The sequence below is a fragment of the Embleya sp. NPDC127516 genome (assembly GCF_044765325.1).
Classification (GTDB): Bacteria; Actinomycetota; Actinomycetes; order Streptomycetales; family Streptomycetaceae; genus Embleya.
The window spans coordinates 53,945-74,698 of sequence record NZ_JBIWJT010000009.1 but is presented as its reverse complement, the minus strand read 5'-3'; the positions used below and the strand labels follow the sequence as shown (position 1 = coordinate 74,698).

The following is a 20,754-nucleotide window of genomic DNA, read 5'->3' as shown; positions in this document are numbered from 1 at the left end:
CGTTCCCGCAGTCGACGGCGGACGGTTTCGTGATCGGGGCGACAGGGCTTGGCCGACGCCACGGCACGCCGCCTTCGGCCCCTGCGGCGGGCCCGTTCACCGTCCTCGACGCCGAACCCCGCCTCGCGCAGCGGCATCGGCGGCATCGAACGACGCGCCCGGCGGCCGGGAGCCCGCACGGCCCAGGCGGGGTGGGGCGGGCGGGTCCGGGGCTCTGGTGGCAGGCGATGGTCGGGTGGCGTGAGAATGGAACGTCACGAAGGATTCCGTGGCTCGGGGAGGCAGGGCGGGCCGAGGATGCGGGCGTCGCGTGCCGTCGAAGCGGACGAGGGGATCCCCCCTGACCTCGCGGCGGTGCTGTTGGACGCGGACGGCAACGTCCTCATGTGCAGCCCGTCCGCGCGGAGACAGTTGGGTGATCCGTTGCCGCCGGCCGCTGCCGCGGCGCTGCGCGCGGTGCCCGGGCGCGGGCCGGGCGCGCGGGTGACGATCCCGGGCGCCCTGGGGCCGGTGCACGCTCGTTCCCTGACGACGCCGCTGTCCGACCACGGCCCGGACAGGTCGAACCTCGTCCCCAGCGCCCGACTGGTCCTGCTGCTGCCGGTTCGGCGCGCCGCCGGCGATGCGCGGGACCCGGAGGCTCGGGCCCGCGAACACCACGAGTTGGCGCACACGGCGGCGGTCGACATCGGCGCGAGCCTGGACCTGGACGCGGCGGCCCGGGCGTTCGTCGACGTGCTGGTGCCGGACTTCGCGGACCTGGCCTCCGTGGATCTGACCGAGCCCGTCCTGCACGGGGACGAGCCCCGCCCGACCGGTGAAAATCAGCTCGCCCTGCTGCGGGTCGCGGTCGCCGCCCGGCCGGGCACCCGCTGGCCCGCCCCGATGCTGGGCGTCGGCGACCGACTGCCGCAGTTTCCGGAAAGCCCGATGCTCGGTCCGCTCGCCGAGGGCGTCCCGGTCCGCGCCACCGACATGGCACAACTGCGCGCGTCCCTCAACCTGGATCCGGAGACGCTGGACACGATCATTCCGGCGGTGGCGTCCTCGTCCATGGTCGCCACGCTGCTGGTCCGCGGGCTGATCCTGGGCAGTATCACCGTCTGGCGCACCGGCGACCGACCCGCCTTCGACGACCGCGACGCGACCCTGCTCGCGGAGATCGCCTCGCGCGCCGCGCTCAGCGTGGACAACGCGCGCCGCTACACGCGCGAGCACCGCACCGCCGTGGCCCTGCAGCGATCGTTGCTGCCCCGGCTGGTCAACCGCACCGCGGCCGCGGAAACCGCCGGCACCTACCGTCCCGCCGAGGGCGACGCGGGGGTGGGCGGCGACTGGTTCGACGTGATCCCGCTGTCCTCGATGCGCACCGCGTTCGTGGTCGGGGACGTCGTCGGCCACGGGCTGGGCGCAACCGCCGCGATGGGGCGCCTGCGTACCGCCGTGCAGACCCTCGCCGACCTGGATCTGGAGCCCGACGAGCTGATCGGACACCTGGACGACCTGGTGCTCAGCTACTGGCCCGAGCACGATCCCGACGACGCGACCGCGGAACTCGCCGCACTCGGCGCCACGTTCCAGTACGCGGTCTACGATCCGATCGGCCGTACCCTCGCCATCGCCAGTGCCGGACACCCGCCGCCGCTGGTGATGCGCCCAGGCATGGACCCGCGGTTCGCCGAGGTGCCGCCGGGGCCTCCGCTCGGCGTCGGTGGACTGCCGTTCGAGGCCGTCGAGATCGAGCTGCCGCCCGACTCGCTGCTCGCCTTCTACACCGACGGGCTCGTCGAGCGACGGGACACCGACCCCTCCGCGAGTCTGGACGAATTCGCGGCGGTCGCGGCCGAGAACCGGGACCGGCCGCTGGAGGCCATCGGCGCCGCCGTGCTGGCCCGCCTCGATCCGCGGCGTGACGACGACGTCGCGTTGCTGCTCGCGCGTACTCGCGGCGTCCCCGACGACGCGGTGGCCCGCTGGGAACTGCCGGCCGACCTCGCCCAGGTCTCCCGCGCCCGGGAGTTGGTCACGAGCAAGCTCGCGGACTGGGGCCTCGGGGAACTCGCGTACACCTGCGAACTCGTCGTCAGCGAGTTGGTCACCAACGCCATCCGGTACGCGGGCGGGCCCGTCGGTGTGCGGCTCATCCACGACGGCATGCTGGTGTGCGAGGTCTCCGACCCCAGCAACACCCAACCCCGGCTGCGCCGAGCCCGCGACACCGACGAGGGCGGGCGCGGCCTGTTCCTCGTCGCCCAGCTCACCGCCCGCTGGGGCAGTCGCTACCACCGCACCGGCAAGACCATCTGGACCGAACTACCGACCGCCCCCGCGCCGCCGACCGCCGCGCCGTCCGAGGACGACCTCCTGGCCGCCTTCGGCGACGGGTGAACCGGGCGCGATCGCGGGGGACGACTCCGAGCAGCCCCCGCATCGGGTCGGGGACTCGACAGCGTGACTCGGCCGAGGTGGGTTCCCCCTCGGGGCTGTTCCGGCGAGCCGCCCTGCGTGGGGAAGCGTGTGGTGCGTCGGTGGAGGGTGCGGACGGGCGCTCAGCGGGTGGGTCTGGTGAGCGGACGGGCGGCCGGTCCCGGTCGTGCCGTCACATCACGATGCGTCAGATGCGGGTGCCCCTCGGCGCATTCGACGACGACGCGGACCGGCGCTCCGCAGTCGCGGTGCCCTACGTCGAGCATCGGCCCCGCCGGATCGGCCCAGTGCTTCTCGCCGAACTCCTTGAGGGCCAGCAGCACCGGCCACAGGTCCCAGCCCTTGGCGGTGACCCGGTACTCGTTGCGCGTGCGCGCTCCGGGCTCGCGGTAGGGCCGGGTCGCGAGCACACCACCGGCGACCAGTTTGCGCAGTCGGTCGGTGAGCACGGCCTCCGACAAGCCGACGTGGCGTCGGAAGTCGTCGAACCTGCGCACACCGTTGACGGCGTCCCGCAGGATCAACAGCGACCACTTCTCTCCCACCAGGTCGAGCGTGCGCCGGACCGGGCACTGCGCGGGGTCGATGTCCAGCCACTCCAGGTCCATGGGAGTAGTGTGACACCTGACTTCGGAAACCGCAGTCAGTCGGTGCCGGCCGCGGCGCCGGTCACGGCACAGGACAGCCCGTCGCGCCACGGCACGGCCGGGAAGGAAACGGAGGACGGGCATGGGCAGGTCGCGGACGTATACGTGGGACGACCCGGCGATCACGGCAGGCGCCGCCGCCTCCATGGCCGGCCTCGATTTCCTCAAGGCGATGATCGCCGGCAGGTATCCGGGGCCGCCGATAGCCGCCACCCTCGACTTCACCCTCGATGAGGTCGAGCACGGGCGCGCCGTGTTCTCCATGACGCCGGGCGAGGAGCACTACAACCCGATCGGGAGCGTGCACGGCGGCGTGTACGCGACCCTGCTGGACTCGGCGGCCGGTTGCGCGGTGCACACGACGCTGCCCGCGGGCATGGCGTACACCTCGCTCGACCTGTCCACGAAGTTCCTGCGTCCGATCACCTTCGACACCGGCCGGATTCGCGCCGTGGGCCGGGTGCGCAGCCAAGGCCGGCGCACCGCGCTCGCGGAGGCCGAGCTGTTGGACGCGAACGACCGTCTCCTCGCGCACGCGACGAGTAGCTGCATGATCTTCCCGATCCCGGGGGCGTGACCGCGCGGGCAGCGCGGGCCGACGGGGAGGTGCCGAGCCCTCGGTCCCGGCACTGTGATCCGACCGATATCGGAGGAAGGCTCGTCGCCTTCGCCCGGCGCTCCGCGGGCCCGGGAGGGTGGGGCCGCAGGGACCCGCCTCCCGGATTGGTGGACGTGACGGTCGGCCGGTTGCCGTCGCCGGTCGGCGCCCCGGGTGTGCCCTGCGAGCGGGGTGGGTCGCGCTGCATAGGATTCGGCGGTGTTCGCCTACGCCTTTGCCGCGCTGTTCTTTGTGCTCTTCCTCGTCGGAGTCCTGAGGGACCGCCGCCGGTTCGGCAACGCCGTGTATCTCGGCCTGGCCCTCGTCGCCCTCATCGTCGGGCTGATCGGTGAATTGAGCCGGATACCACGGCCGCTCGTGGCGGTGCTGACCGTGCTCCTCCTGCTCGCTCCGGCCGTGGGTGTGCTCGTGCTCGCCGGCGCGCTGGTGTCCAACGGCGTGACGATGGTGCGCCGGGAGGGCGTCCGTCCCGCCAACCTGCTCTCGCTGTTGACGGGGCTGGCCATCGTCGCCGTGATCGCACTTCTCGTGACGGCCACGGTCACCCGCTCGCGTACGCTGATCGTGGTCTCGGGCACCGTCGTTCTGGTGGTCGGCTACGTGTCCTTCCTGCTTCTGTGCTTCGTCGGATACGCCTTCCTCTACGAGCGATTGCGGGTGCGCCGCTCGGTCGACTTCGTGGTCGTACTCGGCTCCGGCCTCGTCGGCGGCGAGAAGGTGCCACCCCTGCTGGCCAGTCGGCTCGATCGCGCGCGAACCCTCTTCGAGGCCCAAGTCGCACGCGGGAACCAGCCCGTGCTCATCACGTCGGGCGGCCGGGGCCCCGACGAGGACCTACCGGAGTCACACGCGATGGCCGACTACCTGGTCGCAGGCGGGTTCCCCGCGGAACGCATCGTGCGCGAGGACCGTTCGCGGAACACCGAGGAGAACCTGCTTTTCAGCAAGGCGATCATGACGGCCGCCGACCCCGGTTACCGGTGCGTCATCGTCACCAACAACTTCCACGCCTTCCGCGCCGCCCTGCTCGCGCGCCGCACCGGGGTGCGCGGCCAAGTGGTCGGCGCGCCGACGGCTTCGTACTTCCGCCCCAGCGCGACGATCCGCGAGTTCGTCGCGGTGTTCCTGACCTACAAGGTCGTCAACCTCGGCGTGTGCCTGCTCATCGCCGTATCCGGAGTGGCCGCCTGGCTGTGGCGCTGAAAGCCGCCGCGCGACGCGGGCCCGGGTTTGACGGCCCGCGCCGGTGATCCCGCACCGATCCCCGGCCGGATGCGGCCCGGCCGGTCAGACCACGCCGAACGCGCGGGCCAGGTTCAGACTGTCCTCGTAGGTGACGTAGCGAGTGATCAGGCCGTTTTGCACCGTGAAGCGGAAGGCGAACGGGGAGACGAACAGGTCGCCGGTGGTCACGACCACCTGTCGCATGTAGCCGAGGGCGACCGCGTCCTCGCCGTCCACGACGACCTGGTGGATGGCGAACTCCTCGGCCTTGAGGTGCCGGGGAAGGATGTCGAAGAAGTCGGCGACCTCGGCCCGCGTGGTGCGACGACCGATCCATGGCACCTCCTCGGCGCCGTAGACGTCCCAGTTGACCTCCTCGGCGAACAACTCCGGCATCCGCGCGAAGTCACCGGCCCCGGCGCGACGGAAGAACTCCTCGACGACTGCCCTGGTCTCGCTCATGGCCCAACCTTCCTTCGAAAAGGCACGTGCCGAAGTAGGCACCTGCCACAACAGGGTTCGTGCCGCACGAGCACGTGCCGACACCATATTGGATCGCTCAGTACAAAACAAACACCACGCACACCGATGTGGGTGAGCGACAGATTCCCCGGCTCGCGCGGCTGCGGCCGGCCCCGGCGGGCGGGCCCGTCGCAGGGAGCGAGTCGGTCGCCCTCAGGAGGAGGACGAGTGGGCCTGCATGCGGACTCGCCTGCCGCGGAGCAGCCGGAAATCGCCAACTCTGCTTCGAAGGCAGGCAGTTGGAGCAAGCCGATTTGACTGTGCTGAACCTGCGTGATTGTGTCCGTGAGCGTGAGCAGTCACGAAATCCTCGTTGGGCGCATCCACCTGGATCTTCTCAGGTACGCCGGGTGTCTGTGTCGCGCTTCGCGCTGACCTGAGCCCCGGCCCTTTCGCGCGCCCCACTTGCCGACGCGCGCACTTCGCATCTCGCCGCGGTCCATTGCCTGGACCGAACGATCCGCAACGAGGATTCGCCTCGCCGCGAAGTGCAAGCGACGTGCCCTCACGCACCTCCTGACGCCGTCCGGCCGACCCGGTATCCGGGCCGCCCTTCGGTGCGACGAGACGTCCGCCCACGCCCGACCCCGACACGCGACGCGTGTGCGTGGGCGGAAGGGTGGAGGGCATGCGGCAGCAACAGCGCGCAGCACCCCTTTCGAGGACGTTGCATGCGTACAGACTCCGTTGCCTCCGACAACTTCACGCCCCGATCGTCCGGACTTCCCGGACTACCCGGACCCGACGTCGACGGGTTGGGCTCGCAGACCTCGGCCGCCGTGGCCGCCGCGGCTCCATCGCATCCGTCGACGCGATCGTCCCTGGATTTCGTGCTGACCGCGGTGAGAGACCGGGAACTTGTCTCCACCCTGCGGTTGGACCCCGAGCAACGCACCTGGTCGCGGCTCCCTGTGCCGGGCGGTGGCGAGGCGTGGTTGATCGGATGGCCACCGGGTTCCTCGACCGGCTTTCACGACCACGGCGGGGCACGGGGCGCGTTCGCGGTGGCGCGTGGTGAACTCACCGAGCAGGTCCTGCGGGTACGGAGCCTGCCCATCGTTGTGGGAGGCGCGGTCGAGTTGGAGCCCCGGCAACCGGAAGCGCGGCTTCTGCGCGCGGGCCGAGGGCGGGCCTTCGGCGCATCGCACGTGCACGACGTACGCAACCGTTCCGATGTCGAACACGCGATCTCGGTCCACGTGTACAGTCCCGCGCTTCCCTCGATGCGCCACTATCTGCGGGTCGGCAACCGGCTCACCCTGACCACCATCGAGAACGCGACGGACTGGTGACGACGGTGGCGGGCAGGCCCGGATCGGGCGCGGGCGCGGAGGATCGGCCTCGGCGTTCCCGGCCCTGGTGTCGTTTTCTCGTATCCGCTACGCGCTGTCGCCGTAGCCGTAGCCACAGCTGTCGTCGCTTCGACCCGTAGCCGCCTTCCTTGTCGACTTCCGCCCGCTCGACACGACGCGCTCGCCGCCTCCCTCGCGGTCGAGGGGCCTTCGTGCCGGCGTGCGGGCGAAGCCATCGTGCACCGACTTCCCGTGCTGCCGCGCGTCCGGGCGCCGTCAGCCGCTTCACCGATCGGATCACTCCGCAATGAGCGCTACCACCACCAGACGTGGCCCCTCGCCGCACACCGAGATGATCATGCTGGCCGCGCTGCCGGCAGCCGCCCTGCTGGTCTGCTGCTGGCTCTGGTCGGCGGCATTCGTCATCACGTGGGCGGACGGCACCCGGCCGCGTCCCGCCGCCTTCCCCCCGAGGTTCGTCCTCGAGTGGCTCGCCGGCACCTACTCATGGCCCGGCGTACCGGCGACGCTCGTCGCCGTGGGGGAGTTGGGTCTGCTGGGCGCGGGTGCGACCGCCCTGATCCGCGCTCGGGCCGACCGGCCGAGGGTCGATCGCGCCGCCCGGTACCTGGCGCGAGCCGGCGACCTGCGGCACACGACGGGACGTGCCGCCCGCGCGAGGGCGCTGCGCATGGGCGTGGCCCGCGATGCCGGCCCCGGCCTGCTCGTGGGACGTACGGTGCGCGGCAACCGGGAACTGTGGGGATCGTGGGAGGACATGCACGTCGACATCTGGGGACCGCGCACGGGCAAGACCGCCACCAGGGCGATCCCCGCCGTCGTCGCCGCGCCCGGGAGCGTGGTCGTCACCTCGAACAAGCGCGACATCCTGGACGCGACCCGGGGCGTACGGGCCCGCGGTGGCCCGGTCTGGGTGTTCGACCCGCAAGGACAGGCCGGGGAACCGGCGTCATGGTGGTGGAACCCCCTGACCTTCATCGGCGACAACGTGGTGAAGGCGGTCGTCCTCGCCTCCATCTTCGCGAGCGTCAATCGGGGCTCGCACGTCCGCAGCGACGGCTACTTCGAACCCGCCGGACAGGATCTCTTCGGCCACCTCATGCTCGCCGCCTCGATCGACGACCGGCCCATCACCGACGTGTACGGGTGGCTGACCCGCCCCAACGACGACACGCCCAGCCGGATCCTGCGCCACCACGGCCACCACACGGTGGCGAACGCCGTCGAAAGTGTCCATCAGGCTCCATCCGCGCAACGCGCGGGCGTGTACGGCACGGCTCTGCAAATGGCGTCGTTCCTGTCCGCGGCCGAGGTCACCCAATGGGTGACGCCGAACGAGGACGCCTCGCGCCCACAGTTCTCGCACAACGCCTTCGCGTCGACCGTGGGCGGCACCATCTACCTGCTGTCCGAGGAAACGAACAAGATGGCCGCCCCACTGGTCCTGGCGCTGACCACGGCGATCGCCTACGCGTCGGAGGGCGTGGCGATCGAGAGTCCCGGCGGCCGACTGCCGGTGCCCGCGGTGTTCGTCCTGGACGAGGCGGCGAACGTCTGCCCCTGGAAGGAACTCCCCACCATGTACAGCCACTACGGGTCGCGTGGCATCCTGATGATGACGATCCTCCAGTCCTGGGCACAGGGCGTGGCGGTCTGGGGTGAGCACGGCATGGCCAAGCTGTGGGGCGCGGCGAACGTCCGGGTCTACGGCGGCGGCGTCGCCGATACCCGCCTCCTCGGCGAACTCTCCGCCGCGGCGGGCATGTTCGAGCCGGCCACCACCAGTACGTCGAGTACGTCCCCGGCTCTGTGGACCCAGTCGACCACCCGGGCATCCCGCCCGGAATCGGTACTCGACATCGCCGACCTCGCCGCGCTGCCGCGCGGTCGCGCGCTCGTGCTGATGAGTGGCACCCCTCCGGTCCTGGTCAAGACCGTGCCCTGGTGGGAGGGCCCACGCGCGAACGCCATCCGCGCCTCGCTCGCCCGCCACGCCCCAAGGGGGTGACCGGTCTTCACCGCCCGGCCACCGGTGCGACCGGCGGCCGGGCCACGTGGGGCGTTGTTCGAGGAATCGTCAGCCGGCCACGTACAGCGCAGAACGGCCGGCGTACCGGGCCTGGGAGCCGAGTTCCTCCTCGATCCGGATCAGCTGGTTGTACTTGGCCGTGCGGTCCGAACGCGACAGCGAACCGGTTTTGATCTGGCCGCAGCCGGTGGCCACGGCGAGGTCGGCGATCGTGGTGTCCTCGGTCTCGCCGGAACGGTGCGACATCACCACCGTGTAGCCGGCCTTGTGCGCGGCGTCGACGGTGGTCAGCGTCTCGGTGAGGGAGCCGATCTGGTTGACCTTGACCAGGATGGAGTTGGCCACCCCGTCACGGATGCCGTCGCGGAGCCGGTCGACGTTGGTGCAGAAGACATCGTCACCGGTGAGCTGGCACTTGCTGCCCAGCACGTCCATGAGCAGCTTCCAGCCCTTGAGGTCGTCCTCCGCCATCGGGTCCTCGATCGAGGCGATCGGGTAGCGGGAGACCAGACCGGCGAGGTACTCGGCGTGTTCCTCGATGGAGCGCTTGACGCCCTCCCCGGCATAGTCGTAGACGTTGTCCCGGAAGAACTCCGAAGAGGCCGGGTCCATCACCAGCGTGATGTCATCCCCGGGCGTGTAGCCGGACTTCTCGATGGCGTCCACGACGAACTGCAGCGCCTCGTCCGCGGTGCTCAGCGAGGGGGCGAAGCCGCCTTCGTCGCCCACCCCGGTGCTGTGACCGGCGTCGGACAGGGACTTGCGCAGGGTGTGGAAGACCTCGGAGCCCATCCGCACCGCGTCGAAGAAGTTCTCCGCGCCGATCGGGGCGATCATGAACTCCTGGAAGTCCAGCGCGTTGTTGGCGTGCGCGCCACCGTTGATGATGTTCATCATCGGCACCGGCAGCAGCCGTGCGCCGGCGCCTCCGACATAGCGGTACAGCGGCAGCCGATGCGCGGCGGCGGCGGCCTTCACGGTCGCCAACGACGCACCGAGGATCGCGTTGGCTCCGAACCTGCCCTTGTTGGGCGTGCCGTCGAGGGCGATCATGGCCTCGTCGACCAGGGCCTGGTCCTCGGCCTCGAGCCCGACAAGTGCTTCGGCGATGGCACCGTTGACCGCGTCGACGGCTTGGCGTACACCCTTGCCGTGGAACCGGGCCTCGTCGCCGTCGCGGAGTTCGACGGCTTCGTTCGCGCCGGTGGAGGCACCGGAGGGAACAGCCGCACGGCCCAGCGAACCGTCCTCCAGCAGGACGTCGACCTCCACCGTGGGGTTGCCCCTGCTGTCGATGACTTCGCGTCCCACGACACGGCCAATCGCAGTCATGTTTGCTCCTACTGTCGTCGGCTGCGCGCCCGTCGGTCCGGGTGACGTGATGCCGGTGGTCCTACGGCTTCATCGCCGTGCCTCGCCGGCCACCCTATCCAGGCCGGTGAACGGAGCTCACGCAGCGGTCGGGGCAGGTGCTTTCGGACAGTCGGGACAGCCGAATTCCCGTGCGTTCTTCGATGATGGCGATCGCTCATCGGCGGCTCCGCACCCCTCGGGCAGACCACGCTCGCGCCCGGCGCTGTGGAACGCGTACCCCACGCAATACATTTCCGCGACGGGCCCGGACGCGGCGCCCCCGACCTCCTCGGGTGGAGAGCCGTCGGCGTCCGCCGCGATGAAGACGTCGGTTACGCCTGCCACCCCGAGATGGGGTCGCTTCGGGTGTTCCGCGCTCGCTGCTCCGGGGCGAGTCGAGGGGTGTGGGAAGCGTGTTCCGTTGAACCGGGCAGGACGGGCGCCGGCGACGCACGGTGTGGACTGGTGACCGGCCAAAATCCCACGACCGGGATCATCGCGGGGTTCCGGGGGAGCGTGCCGCCGAGGCGGTCGCGGACCCAGGCGGTGGTGACCCGTGCGTCGCGACCGTACTCCATGGCCGGTGCCACGCAGGCCTGGATCTTTCGGGCGGCCTCGTCGAGGGTGTGTTCAAGACTCGACCGATCACGTTCGGCGGCCTCTCGCACGGCCTTGATCACGTTGGGGATGAGCACCGTCGACTGCGTCGCGGAGACCGCCGCCATGGCGGCGGGAAGGTCGTGCTCGATCCCGGACGTTCTGCCGGCATCCAGCCGACGGGCCCAGCCGACGGCCAGATCGGCGACCTCGTCCCTCGTGCAGTCGAGCTTGACCGCAGCACACGCGAGGTCCTGTACCGGGTCGCCTTCGGTCACGAACTGCAGGTCCAGCAGGCAGACCGCCCTGCTCGGCATCCGACCGTCTCGCGGCACCGGCCGCACCAGCATGTTGTCGTAGTGCAGGTCGTTGTGCAGGATGCCGGGGGTACGCGGGGTGAACGCGGCGGCTCGATCGCCCAGGTCGTCCAGGAGGGCGTCGTCGATTCCGAAGGTGGCCGTCCCACGCAGTTGTTCCTCGCTGAAGCGACTGCGGCGCACGGTTCGCGCGCGGTCGATCATGGCCACGGTCGAGTCCACGTTCTGGTGGCGTCGTACCTCTCGCGGGATCCGTATCGTCGTGAAGTCGGTCAACGCCTGGGGCAGTCCCTGGAGGAGCAGTCGACGAACGACGGTGCCGGACGGGTCGCGGTCCCTCCGCGGGTGTGTCCCGAACTCGAAGCTGGTCACGATCAGCTTCTCGTCCTCGTGGTGGAACAACCGAGGGGTGAGTCCCGGTCGTTGCCCGTTGGCGATACGCAGTGCCTGCGGCGTCGTCACGATCGGTTCCGCCTGCAGGACGGGATGTGTGGGGCGGTAGTTCTCGCTGGTCCGTTGCCCGACCACATAGCCCTTCGTGGTCAGCGCCACGACCCCGGTGCTGAAGGCCCCGCGGACGGGGGGCCTGCCCGAAAGCGGGAAATTTCCCAGCCCCGCACTCTCGTACGCGTCGGTGAGCACCTCCGCGTACGAAGCGGGAATGCCTTCGCCATACGCGAAATCGGCAGGCGAGTCGTTGACCGCCATGCCCAGCAGGTGGCGGACGACGTCGATCTCCGGCGGCGAAAGGCCGTCTTCGGGTGCGGCCGGTGCCGGTCTCACCACTGCCCCCCTCGCCGGGTCCGGAACCGCCGTGCCCGGCTGCGACCACAGCCACGGCCGGTCGTGCTCGCCGTGCCGGCGCTCACCCGGTGGCCCTCGCGCCACGGCCGGGGCGTCGGCCGCCCGAGGCCCCTGGCACGACTTGCCGCGAACACCCGCATGACCCCGTTCACCCTCCGGACTTGGGAACCGGCTCTCACGAGACGAGAGAAACCGGAGGAACTGTGACATGGATGAGGCGACGGGGAGAAGTGACCGAACGGGCGACTCCCCGTGCGGAGACGCGCCCGGACAACCTCTGCGAACACCTCGAGCCGGTGCGCATCCGGGCGCCCGGGCCTGGATCGACATCACCGGCACCGACGAGAGATTCACTCGAACGAGAGCGTCACATCCGTTCGAGAGAACGGCGCTCGGTGCGCCACGCCACCACCGCGGACCCACCCCCGACCGCATGCGGCCGTGCTCGCGCGACTTTGCGCGAAGGGTCCTCCGGGACACGGCATTCGGCGCTGTGCGTCGCCGGCCGGGCTTGCACGGTCCGGACCGTGTCTCGCCGTGAATGTCGTCGGGCGGAGACTTCGGGAGGTCGAGCCGTTGTGCGCAGGACCATTGCGTACTTTTGTCGACCATGAAAGATGACACGACGGTGCCGGAGCCACGGGCGTTCGGCGAGCGGCGGTGGTGGCTGCCATCCGCGGTGGTGGACCAGCTCGATCCCGACAGGAGCGGGCACGGTCGATCCCGCCGCACGGCCCGCGACTGGATCGTCGACACCTGCGGTTTCCTGGTGGCCGTCGGTATCGGCCTCGCCGCCGTCGACGCTCTGCAGGAGTCGGATCTGCCACGCGGCCTCGTGGTCGCCGACCTGGCACTGGGTGTTCTGGCCTGTGGCGCGGTCTGGTTTCGCCGCCGGTGGCCGTTGGGACTGGCCGTCGCCATGATCCCGGTCGGTCTTGTCTCCACCGCCGCGGGCGGCGCCGCCCTCATCGCGCTGTTCACCCTCACGGTGCACCGTCCCTTCCGGTACGTGGCGTGGGTGGGCGGTCTGCAACTCGCGCTGGTCCCGGTGTTCTACCGGCTGCGCCCGGATCCCGATCTGTCGTACCTCGGCGTCGTGGTGTTCGCCGTGCTGTTGACTCTGTCGGTCATCGGCTGGGGCATGTTCGTACGCGCCAAGCGGCAACTCATGCTCAGCCTGCGGGACCGGGCCCGCCGCGCCGAGGCGGAGGCGCGGTTGCGGGCCGAGCAGGCGCAGCGCCTTGCCCGCGAGGCCATCGCCCGCGAGATGCACGACGTCCTCGCGCACCGGCTGACCCTGTTGAGCGTGCACGCCGGCGCGCTGGAGTTCCGGCCGGACGCGCCACGCGAGCAGGTCGCGCGCGCGGCCGGGGTCATCCGGGAGAGCGCCCACGAGGCCCTGCAGGATCTCAGGGAGATCATCGGTGTGCTGCGCACGGGCGATGCCGACGACCCCGGCGGCCGGCCCCAGCCGACGCTCGCCGCGCTGGACGGTCTGGTCGCCGAGTCGCGCGAGGCCGGCATGAGGATCACTCTGACCCACGAGGTCACCGACGCGGCGACCGTACCCGCCTCCGTCGGCCGCACCGCCTACCGCATCGCCCAGGAGGCACTGACCAACGCCCGCAAGCACGCCCCCGGAGCCGAGACCACGGTCACGGTCGCGGGCGCACCCGGCGAGGGCCTGACCGTGTGCGTGCGAAACCCGGCGCCGCCGGGCGAGGTGCCGCACGTGCCGGGCTCCGGTCAGGGCCTGATCGGCTTGACCGAACGCGCCACCCTGGCCGGCGGAACCCTCGCCTGCGGCCCCACCCCGGACGGCGGTTTCGAGGTACGCGCCCACCTGCCGTGGGGCTGAGCGTGGTGTCACCGTCCACGCCCGCCTGTCGCGGAACCGGCGGGGCGAGCCGCCGCGGGTCGCGATGAGTTCGTGTCGGTGCGCGGGTCCACGTTTCGAAAGCACGGGACACCACGAGGATTTGAGGAGCCACCTGGGCGGTGGACGTACCCGTCCGACCCTGCGCCAGACCGGCGTCCCCGAGCAATTCCGCGGCGGGGGGTGCCCACTTGGGCTTCGACTCCATTCGACTCCAGTTGGAACCCGCCGGCACGACACCTGGCGGCCTGACGAGGCGGGCGATCGCCGAACCACAGGTGCACGGACACCGAGGGTCGTTCCCTCGCCCGATCGATCGTCCGTGTGACGCCGAGAACGGCTCCGCTCGGGTGGGTTGCCGTGGTCGGGGCCGTACCCCGGAAGGTCTGGACCTTGGTTGGTCTAGACCTTTCCGGTGTTGCGTCCGTAGTATGCGGGTGGCATCGCACCATCTCCGACACGAGCCGACGAGCAGGCGGATCGCGTCCAGGCAAAAGGAGTTGGCACGTGAGACAACGCATCGGGTTGCTTGTCGCCGTCGTTGCGGCGGTTCTGTTCCCCATCTGCGCCGCGACCTCCGCGAGCGCCGGCGGCGAGTTCCATGTGAGTGGCGTCTACACCACGTATGCCGAATGCAACGCGGCCGGCCAGGCGGGCATTCAACTCTGGGGCCCGAACTTCTTCTGCACGTCGGGTTCCCAGGGCTGGTTCTACCTCTACACGCACTGATCCTCCCGCGCCGGTTCCTTCCCGCGCCGGGTTCCTCCCGCTCCTTCGGTGGCCGCCGAAGGAGCGGGACGGCGGGCCCTTCGAGACGCGACGAACGCAGGCGAAATCCCCGACCCTCCCGGGGATCGGCAGTCGGCCGGCCTCGGGACGGCAGCGGCTACGCGTACACGTCGTAGTGCCGGTCGCCGGTAAAAGCGTGGGTAGGTTCGGTATTTGCATCCAGCAGCGGTTCTCCCGCGTCTTCGAAGGACAAGGCGAACTCGTCGACCACCTGCTGGTCGGCCACGCGTTGCGGCCGGCATGCCGGCCGGTCCGGCTCCATGCGGTCTCGCCGTGCCTGATCACTGCCCGTTCGCCGATGGCTGAGGACCGTTTCCCGCCTCGAACACAGAGCGAACGTTGCCTGATACGGCGCTAGCCCTGGCCCTGGGTCAGCACCAGTTGCTGCACGGGGCGTACCGCTCGGCCGAAGTGGGCGCAGCGCGCCTCGAAACCGGGAGGGAGCCAGGTGCCGCCGAGGAGCCGGGGGTGTGCCGGGAACGCCGCCAGGGCTGCCAGGGCGAACATCAGCGACGCCCACGGGGTGGTGACGCGCACGCACATGTAGCCCTTGCCGTACATGTCGTGGTAGCGGGCCTCGAAGACGCCGGGCTCGGGCAGGTCGATCTGGTCGAGACCGGTGAAGCCGAGGCTCAGCGGATTGCGGGGATGAGCGAGGTACGCCGACAGTTGGGTGATGGTCAGTTCGCCGCCGCCGTCGTGCACCCAACGTGGGACGGTGTCCTGCTGCGCACGCTTGCGGCGCGCCGCGTTGCCCAGGGCGTTCAGGGCCAGCGCGCCCACCACGAACCCCGGCTTGCCGATTGCGGCCACGCCGGTGCTGCGGTAACTGCCATTGCCCACCGCGCGCAGTCTGAACTGATCCCCCGGCCCGGTCGCGAGTACGCGTTCCCCCGCCTCGATCCGGGCCGTGCTCGCTACGAGCGGGCGGCGGTGCGCCTGGCCGGTGACGACATCGGCCACGATGTCGCAGGTGTACCAGAGGTATTCGTCATTCTGCGTCCACCCGTCGGCCGGTTGGGAGTCCATCCGGTTCCACCCTTGTTCTTTGCCCGGCGAGCCCCGTGCTACGCCGCACCTTCGAGTCTAAGCGTGCCCTCCGGGAGCCGGCCGGCATGTCGTTGTGACCGAGGTCGACGGCAGGTGCCCGGCCGGGCTCTTCGGCCGGGGCGTCGCGAGCGTCCGGTTTCCGCGCAGGGGACGCACACCGAACCCCGAGCGGCGACCGGCGATCCCGAGTGCGGTCGTGGACGGGCCGGCGCGTACGCGACTCGGCGACCTCTCGCTGAGACCGCTCGGTATTTCCGGTTCGCCGGTCGGCCGCCAGGGTCCCCATGCCTGTGCGGCGGTGTGCACAGGTGTCTTGCCCACGCGCGACCCGGGCTACTGCTCTCGGGTGCAGTTCTCCAGGTACGGGTCGTCTCGCCAGAGGCAGATCTTGACGGTGACGGCACGGTTGTTGATGACGGTCGGAACAGCCGGAGTACGCACGTAGTCGCGTTCCTCCGTGGGAAGCGCCTTGCGGCACTCGTGCCACGCGGTTTCGCCGTCGAGCCGCCACAACAGGCGTACGCCGCCGGAGTGCGGGTCGTGGTCGTCGGACCCGGCCCTGCCCCAGTAGTACTTGCGGCCCTGGTGACTCAGGTAGCGGGCCGAGCCGTTCATGGTGTCGAAGTCCAGAGTGGGCAGGACCATCGTGGCCTGGCTGTCGACGAAGATCGTCGCGGGGGATTCGATGATGCCGGCGTCGACGACACCGTCGCGGCAACTGAGCACGGTCGGCGCCGACTCGGAAACCGGGTCGATGTGCTGTGTGGCCATGGGCCGCGCGTCGGCGGAATCCGACGGCCGCGCGTCCGAGTCTCCCGAGGTCGCCCACCACGTGATCCCCGCGGATGCCGCCGCGACGGCGGCCAACGCGGCGACAGCGGTGAGTCGGGGCGGTTGACGTCGCCTCGACGCGGTGGTCGGAGAGCCTTCGGACGATGCTGCCGGCGACGTGGCCGACCCACCGTCCGGCGATGTACCCGGCGATCCGTCCGGCGAGGCACCCGGCGATCCGCCCGAAGCAGTGTCCGGTGCCTCGGCGCCGCCGGCGCCCGGCTCGGTGACCGCGTCCGCCGTCGCACCCGCGAGCGGGCGTTCCGGCGGGCTGCCGACCGGGTCGAGCGGGCGGGCCTTGGCCGCGATCTCCGCCCTCCTGCGGAGCGCGTCGGCCTGCCGGGCCGCCGCTGTGTAGGTCCGGGCCTGGGCGTCACCGAACTCCTGTCCGGCGATGTGATGGCAGGCGCGGGCGACGGCGAGCACCAGGTCGACGTTGGCGACGCGGCCGGGCCTGCCCTTCAGAGCCTGGTCGATCGGGTTGTGGTCCGGACCGTCCGTCGGTGACACCGCCAGGTCGTACAGGCGTAACTCGATGACGACCGCCGCGATATGACGCAGCGACCCGGGACGTCGGGGCTTGGCGCTGCCCTTGCGCGGCTCGGGGACCGCGCCGTGCGCGACGGCGCGATTCTGGGCCTCCCGCAGCAGACGGGCGACGTGCTGTTCCGCCGCCACGGCCGCGGCGTGGGCGGACCGTTCGTCGTCGGCGTTCGTACCGCTCGTGTCCCCGGCGACGTCCGCGTCCGCGGAACTGCCCGTACCGGTGGTGTCGCTCATGCTCGAGTCCCCGTCCCATCGCGTAGGCGAGCACCGATTCTGCCGCAGCTATGCGCCTCATCTGTTTCGATCCGTCGCGGAAGACACATCGCGCCAGGTCACAGACACGTCATGGGCGCGATGAACGGTCTCTCCATCACTCGATCGTGGAAAGCTCCACATCGGTGGGGACTGCGGACGGGGCGTCGCGGCGTGCGGCGCCACTCCCACTTCCTCCTCTCACTGTCGTGCCGGTCCTGTGCCGACACCTGTTCTGTTCGCGTGCTTTCGCGGCCCTTGATGAACTCGGAGAAGCCGTGCGGTTGATGTCCAGGAACGTGGCCCTCGCCGGTGCCGTCGCCTTCACGCTCACCCTGGGCGGGTGTTCGGGCGACGGGGACAGCGCGGACGAGCGCCGTCCGGCCGGCGCCAACAGCGATGCCCCGACTGCCGGGGACGGCGCACCGGGCGGCGGCTCGGCGATCCGCAACGGCCCCGCGTACGCCGGGCCCGCGCTGCCGGGTCTGACCGACAAGCCGCTCTGGTCCGTGGCCGCTGGCAAGGAAGGTGCCAAGGTCGACACCTCGACGGGCAAGGTCACCGGGCCGGCCGAACCGCGGATCGTCGGCAACACGGTGGCGCTCGTGCGTACCGAACTGGCCGCGAACGTGCCCAAATCGACACCCGCGCCCGGTGCCGACACCATCGTCGGTGACTGGAACACCGTGGAACTGCGCGACGCCGAGAGCGGCGCGGTCCGCGCGACCGTGAACCTGCGTGGCCGCATCGTCGCCGGAACGTGGGCCGGCAAGCCGGTGCTGTACGCCGTCTACACCGAAAAGACCGCGTCCGACGGGTTGAGCACCGCGAAACGCACCACCGTGTGGTTGGCATTGGACGAGAACGGTCGTGAAGCGGGAAGGGCCGCGCTTCCCGAGGACAGCGACGCCGACACCACGGAGACCGTCGTCGACGGGTGGGTGGTGCGTACCGTGCACGACGGCTCCAAGGCCACGGTGAACGTGCGCCCCGCGCAAGGAGGTTCGGCGGGTGTGACGGTCGAGCACAACATCGCCGACTTCGACGGCGGCAAGGACCGGCAAATCTTCGGCGGCCTGCTGTTCTCCTACGACAAGGCGGACAAGGACGGTGTGAAGCACTTGGTCGCCACCGACATCGCCACCGGTCAGCGCAAGTGGACGACCGCGAGCGTACGCAAGCCCGCCGGCACTCCCGAGGCATCGACGACCAGCGGTCATGCTCCGGCGATCGTACGGATGATCGGCGGCGACAAGATCGTCATCGCCTGGGACGCGGGCTCGAAGGGCAGCTTCAGCTTCGCGACGCAGTGGGGACTGTACGACCTGGCGACCGGAAACCTCGTCCACGACGGACCGCGCATCACCAGCGGCTACTACCGCGCGATCGTCGACCGCGAGGAGTCGCTGATGTTCGTCGCGGCCGGCACCGGCGGCGAAGTGCGAACCACGGCATGGGACCTGAGGACCGGTCGGATCGTATGGCAGCAGCCCAAGGAGGGTGAGTTGCCGATCGAGTCGTTCGTGGTGGTCAACGGCGCCCTGTACGCGAGCAAGCGCGGCTACAGCCCCAGTGGGAGCATGAACGGCGACAACCCGCGCGCCGGCGATCCGCTCGTGGTCGACGCTCGAACCAGGAAGGTCGTGCTGCCCGAAGGGGTGCCGGGCGAGCTGTTCCCCAGGATGACCGCCGACGGCCACGGTCTGGTGAGCACCAGGGACGGCATCTTCGTCTTCGGCGCCAAACCACTCGCATAACCACCGTCGGTTGGTGAGCGGTCGAACCGTCTGCGGCTGGGGCGACGCGGGGTATGTGACGCCGCGCTCGCGGTGCGGGGAACCGGGCCACTCGTTCTCGCGACGGATCGATGCGGGACTTCACCGGAGCCGGTTGCCCGTTGCCCGGCTCCGGCGTTTCCCGAGCGCGTTTCGGCAGCGGTCGTTCCTGTGCTCCGGGGGGATCAGCGGTCGTCGAGCTTGGCCAGGACGACGCCGCCGATGATCAGGAGGCCGCCGACGGTCTGGGACGTCGTCGGTGCCTCGTCGATCAGCAGCCAGGCGAAGCCCACACTGGCGACGACTTCCAGCAGGGCGATGAAGGAGGCGGTGCGTGAGCCGAGGCGGCGGCTCGCCGCGGTTCCCGTCGTGTAGGCCAAGGCGGCGGTGACCAGGCCGAGCAGGAGCACCGGCACCCACCACGGTGTGCTGCCGGTCGTGTAGGAAGCCGGTTCGAGGGTGGCGTGCATCGGCAACAGGCCGACGGCCGCGAGGGCGGCGAGGGTGACCGTGCCGATCACGAGACCGGCACCGGTCAGGGCCACCGGCGGCAGCCCGGTGTCGGTGTCCGCCGCGATGAGGAAGTACGCCGTCAGGCCCACCATCGCGGCGAGCGCCCAGGCGACGCCCGACCATGCCAGGTCGGCGCCGGAGAGCAGGTCGACGGCCAGTACCAGGCCGGCGGCTGCCATGCCGGCGCCGGCCAGGGTGTACGGCCGCGGGCGCTGACCGCGACGCACCCACAACCACACCACGACGGCCGCCGGAGCGGTGTACTCGATGAGCAACGCGGGCGCGACGTCCATCGTGGCGACCGCGGAGAAGAAGCAGAACTGCGCGCCGGCGAGCCCCAATACGCCGTACACCAGCACGGTCGGCAGCTGCGCGCGCAGTTGCCGCAGGCGCCCGCGCAGGGACGCGACCGCGAACGGCGCCACGACGAGCGCGGCGATGCCGACCCGGGCCAGCACGATGGCTCCCGGGCTCCACCCGGACGAGAGCAGTCCTCGTGCCAACGATCCCGACATGCCGAAGGACATCGCGGAGACGAGGGCGAGGAACAGGCCGCCGCCGAGGGCGCCGGAGGAGGCGCGTACACGCAGCGTGTCATCGACTACCTGGGTCATAGACCATGACGCTAAGAGAGAAGATGTAAGATGTCAAAATGATTTTTGGTCATGACACCGAGTCCGACCTGCAGGCGGCCGTGGCGCTGGTCAACAGCGCGGAGGGGTCGGACACCCTCACCACCGTCCAGGAGTTGGACGCGTGGTGCGCCGAACATCGCTACACCGGACGCCGGGACCGCGATGCCGAGGAACTCGCGAGCATGCGCGAGCTGCGGCCGGTTCTGCGCGAGCTGTTGACCGCCGACCGCGACCGCGCCGCGAGCCTGGTGAACACGATGCTCATCGACGCTCGTGCGCTCCCGCAGCTCGTTCGTCACGACGACCAGGACTGGCATCTGCACGCCGTGTCCTCCGACGCGCCCCTGGCAACCCGCGTCATCGTGGAGACCGCGATGGCCATGACCGACGTGGTGCGCGTCGATGAGCTGTCCCGCCTGTTCCTGTGCGCGGACGAAGGCTGTGCGGGCATCGTCCTGGACCTCACCCGGAACCGTTCGCGCCGCTACTGCAGCACCGCGTGTGCCAACCGCAACGCGGTGGCCGCCTACCGCGCCCGCCTCGGCACACGCCGGCCCGCGGACAGGCCGAGCACGGCGACCTGAACGGCGGCGCCCCTGCTCGTCGTCAGGCGGCAGGACCGGCAGGTGGCGACG

The 20,754-nt window shown here is 70.6% G+C and carries 18 protein-coding genes; 10 read left to right on the top strand and 8 right to left on the bottom strand.

Going from position 1 to position 20,754, the window contains the following annotated elements; translation table 11 throughout:
- Positions 1–297 precede the first annotated feature (297 nt).
- Positions 298–2,388, top strand: coding sequence for a SpoIIE family protein phosphatase (locus tag ACIRL2_RS18880; RefSeq protein ID WP_402233424.1), 2,091 nt, complete (start codon positions 298–300; stop codon positions 2,386–2,388).
- 161 nt (positions 2,389–2,549) lie between these two features.
- On the opposite strand, the gene ACIRL2_RS18875 is transcribed toward ACIRL2_RS18880, so the two are convergent.
- Positions 2,550–3,029: a winged helix-turn-helix transcriptional regulator gene (locus ACIRL2_RS18875; protein ID WP_395860957.1), complete on the bottom strand. Its 480-nt coding sequence runs from the start codon at positions 3,027–3,029 to the stop codon at positions 2,550–2,552.
- A gap of 127 nt (positions 3,030–3,156) precedes the next feature.
- Here ACIRL2_RS18875 and ACIRL2_RS18870 point away from each other — a divergent pair, with 127 nt between their 5' ends.
- Together ACIRL2_RS18870 and ACIRL2_RS18865 are read left to right on the top strand one after the other, a co-directional pair.
- Complete coding sequence (locus tag ACIRL2_RS18870) at positions 3,157–3,651, top strand: PaaI family thioesterase (RefSeq protein WP_331770049.1); 495 nt, start codon at positions 3,157–3,159, stop codon at positions 3,649–3,651.
- A gap of 240 nt (positions 3,652–3,891) precedes the next feature.
- Positions 3,892–4,896, top strand: a complete 1,005-nt coding sequence (locus ACIRL2_RS18865) for a YdcF family protein (protein ID WP_402233421.1) — start codon at positions 3,892–3,894, stop codon at positions 4,894–4,896.
- Positions 4,897–4,980: 84 nt separating this feature from the next.
- Here ACIRL2_RS18865 and ACIRL2_RS18860 read toward each other — a convergent pair whose 3' ends face one another.
- Positions 4,981–5,379 (bottom strand): nuclear transport factor 2 family protein, encoded by a 399-nt coding sequence (locus tag ACIRL2_RS18860; protein WP_402233418.1) that lies wholly within the window; start codon positions 5,377–5,379, stop codon positions 4,981–4,983.
- A 333-nt stretch (positions 5,380–5,712) separates the two neighbouring features.
- Here ACIRL2_RS18860 and ACIRL2_RS18855 point away from each other — a divergent pair, with 333 nt between their 5' ends.
- The 3 genes from ACIRL2_RS18855 to ACIRL2_RS18845 all read left to right on the top strand — a co-directional run bounded on the left by ACIRL2_RS18855 (position 5,713) and on the right by ACIRL2_RS18845 (position 8,760).
- Positions 5,713–5,814 (top strand): putative leader peptide, encoded by a 102-nt coding sequence (locus ACIRL2_RS18855; protein ID WP_395860229.1) that lies wholly within the window; start codon positions 5,713–5,715, stop codon positions 5,812–5,814.
- A 296-nt stretch (positions 5,815–6,110) separates the two neighbouring features.
- On the top strand, positions 6,111–6,731 hold the full coding sequence (locus ACIRL2_RS18850) for a cysteine dioxygenase (RefSeq protein WP_395860227.1): 621 nt from the start codon (positions 6,111–6,113) through the stop codon (positions 6,729–6,731).
- A 307-nt stretch (positions 6,732–7,038) separates the two neighbouring features.
- Positions 7,039–8,760: a type IV secretory system conjugative DNA transfer family protein gene (locus ACIRL2_RS18845; RefSeq protein WP_395860225.1), complete on the top strand. Its 1,722-nt coding sequence runs from the start codon at positions 7,039–7,041 to the stop codon at positions 8,758–8,760.
- A 69-nt stretch (positions 8,761–8,829) separates the two neighbouring features.
- On the opposite strand, the gene eno is transcribed toward ACIRL2_RS18845, so the two are convergent.
- Together eno and ACIRL2_RS18835 are read right to left on the bottom strand one after the other, a co-directional pair.
- Positions 8,830–10,113, bottom strand: a complete 1,284-nt coding sequence (gene eno / locus ACIRL2_RS18840) for a phosphopyruvate hydratase (RefSeq protein WP_402233414.1) — start codon at positions 10,111–10,113, stop codon at positions 8,830–8,832.
- Between the two features lie 353 nt (positions 10,114–10,466).
- Positions 10,467–11,831 (bottom strand): phosphotransferase, encoded by a 1,365-nt coding sequence (locus ACIRL2_RS18835; protein WP_402233411.1) that lies wholly within the window; start codon positions 11,829–11,831, stop codon positions 10,467–10,469.
- Between the two features lie 631 nt (positions 11,832–12,462).
- Here ACIRL2_RS18835 and ACIRL2_RS18830 point away from each other — a divergent pair.
- Together ACIRL2_RS18830 and ACIRL2_RS18825 are read left to right on the top strand one after the other, a co-directional pair.
- Positions 12,463–13,710: a sensor histidine kinase gene (locus ACIRL2_RS18830; RefSeq protein WP_395860219.1), complete on the top strand. Its 1,248-nt coding sequence runs from the start codon at positions 12,463–12,465 to the stop codon at positions 13,708–13,710.
- A gap of 525 nt (positions 13,711–14,235) precedes the next feature.
- Positions 14,236–14,457: a hypothetical protein gene (locus ACIRL2_RS18825; protein ID WP_395860217.1), complete on the top strand. Its 222-nt coding sequence runs from the start codon at positions 14,236–14,238 to the stop codon at positions 14,455–14,457.
- Between the two features lie 157 nt (positions 14,458–14,614).
- On the opposite strand, the gene ACIRL2_RS18820 is transcribed toward ACIRL2_RS18825, so the two are convergent.
- From ACIRL2_RS18820 to ACIRL2_RS18810, 3 genes are all read right to left on the bottom strand, one after another.
- Positions 14,615–14,779 (bottom strand): hypothetical protein, encoded by a 165-nt coding sequence (locus ACIRL2_RS18820; protein ID WP_395860215.1) that lies wholly within the window; start codon positions 14,777–14,779, stop codon positions 14,615–14,617.
- Between the two features lie 92 nt (positions 14,780–14,871).
- Positions 14,872–15,546, bottom strand: a complete 675-nt coding sequence (locus tag ACIRL2_RS18815; protein ID WP_395860213.1) for a hypothetical protein — start codon at positions 15,544–15,546, stop codon at positions 14,872–14,874.
- A gap of 354 nt (positions 15,547–15,900) precedes the next feature.
- A complete protein-coding gene (locus ACIRL2_RS18810; protein ID WP_395860211.1) occupies positions 15,901–17,178 on the bottom strand; it encodes a hypothetical protein in 1,278 nt (425 codons plus the stop codon).
- A 305-nt stretch (positions 17,179–17,483) separates the two neighbouring features.
- Between ACIRL2_RS18810 and ACIRL2_RS18805 the strand changes: the two genes are divergently transcribed.
- Positions 17,484–18,953 carry a hypothetical protein gene (locus ACIRL2_RS18805; protein ID WP_402233406.1) on the top strand — a complete coding sequence of 490 codons (1,470 nt, stop codon included), beginning with the start codon at positions 17,484–17,486 and terminating at the stop codon, positions 18,951–18,953.
- Positions 18,954–19,156: 203 nt separating this feature from the next.
- On the opposite strand, the gene ACIRL2_RS18800 is transcribed toward ACIRL2_RS18805, so the two are convergent.
- Positions 19,157–20,098: an EamA family transporter gene (locus tag ACIRL2_RS18800; protein ID WP_402233403.1), complete on the bottom strand. Its 942-nt coding sequence runs from the start codon at positions 20,096–20,098 to the stop codon at positions 19,157–19,159.
- A 38-nt stretch (positions 20,099–20,136) separates the two neighbouring features.
- On the opposite strand from ACIRL2_RS18800, the gene ACIRL2_RS18795 reads away from it, so the two are divergent.
- On the top strand, positions 20,137–20,703 hold the full coding sequence (locus ACIRL2_RS18795; protein WP_395860206.1) for a CGNR zinc finger domain-containing protein: 567 nt from the start codon (positions 20,137–20,139) through the stop codon (positions 20,701–20,703).
- The last annotated feature ends 51 nt before the right edge of the window (positions 20,704–20,754 follow it).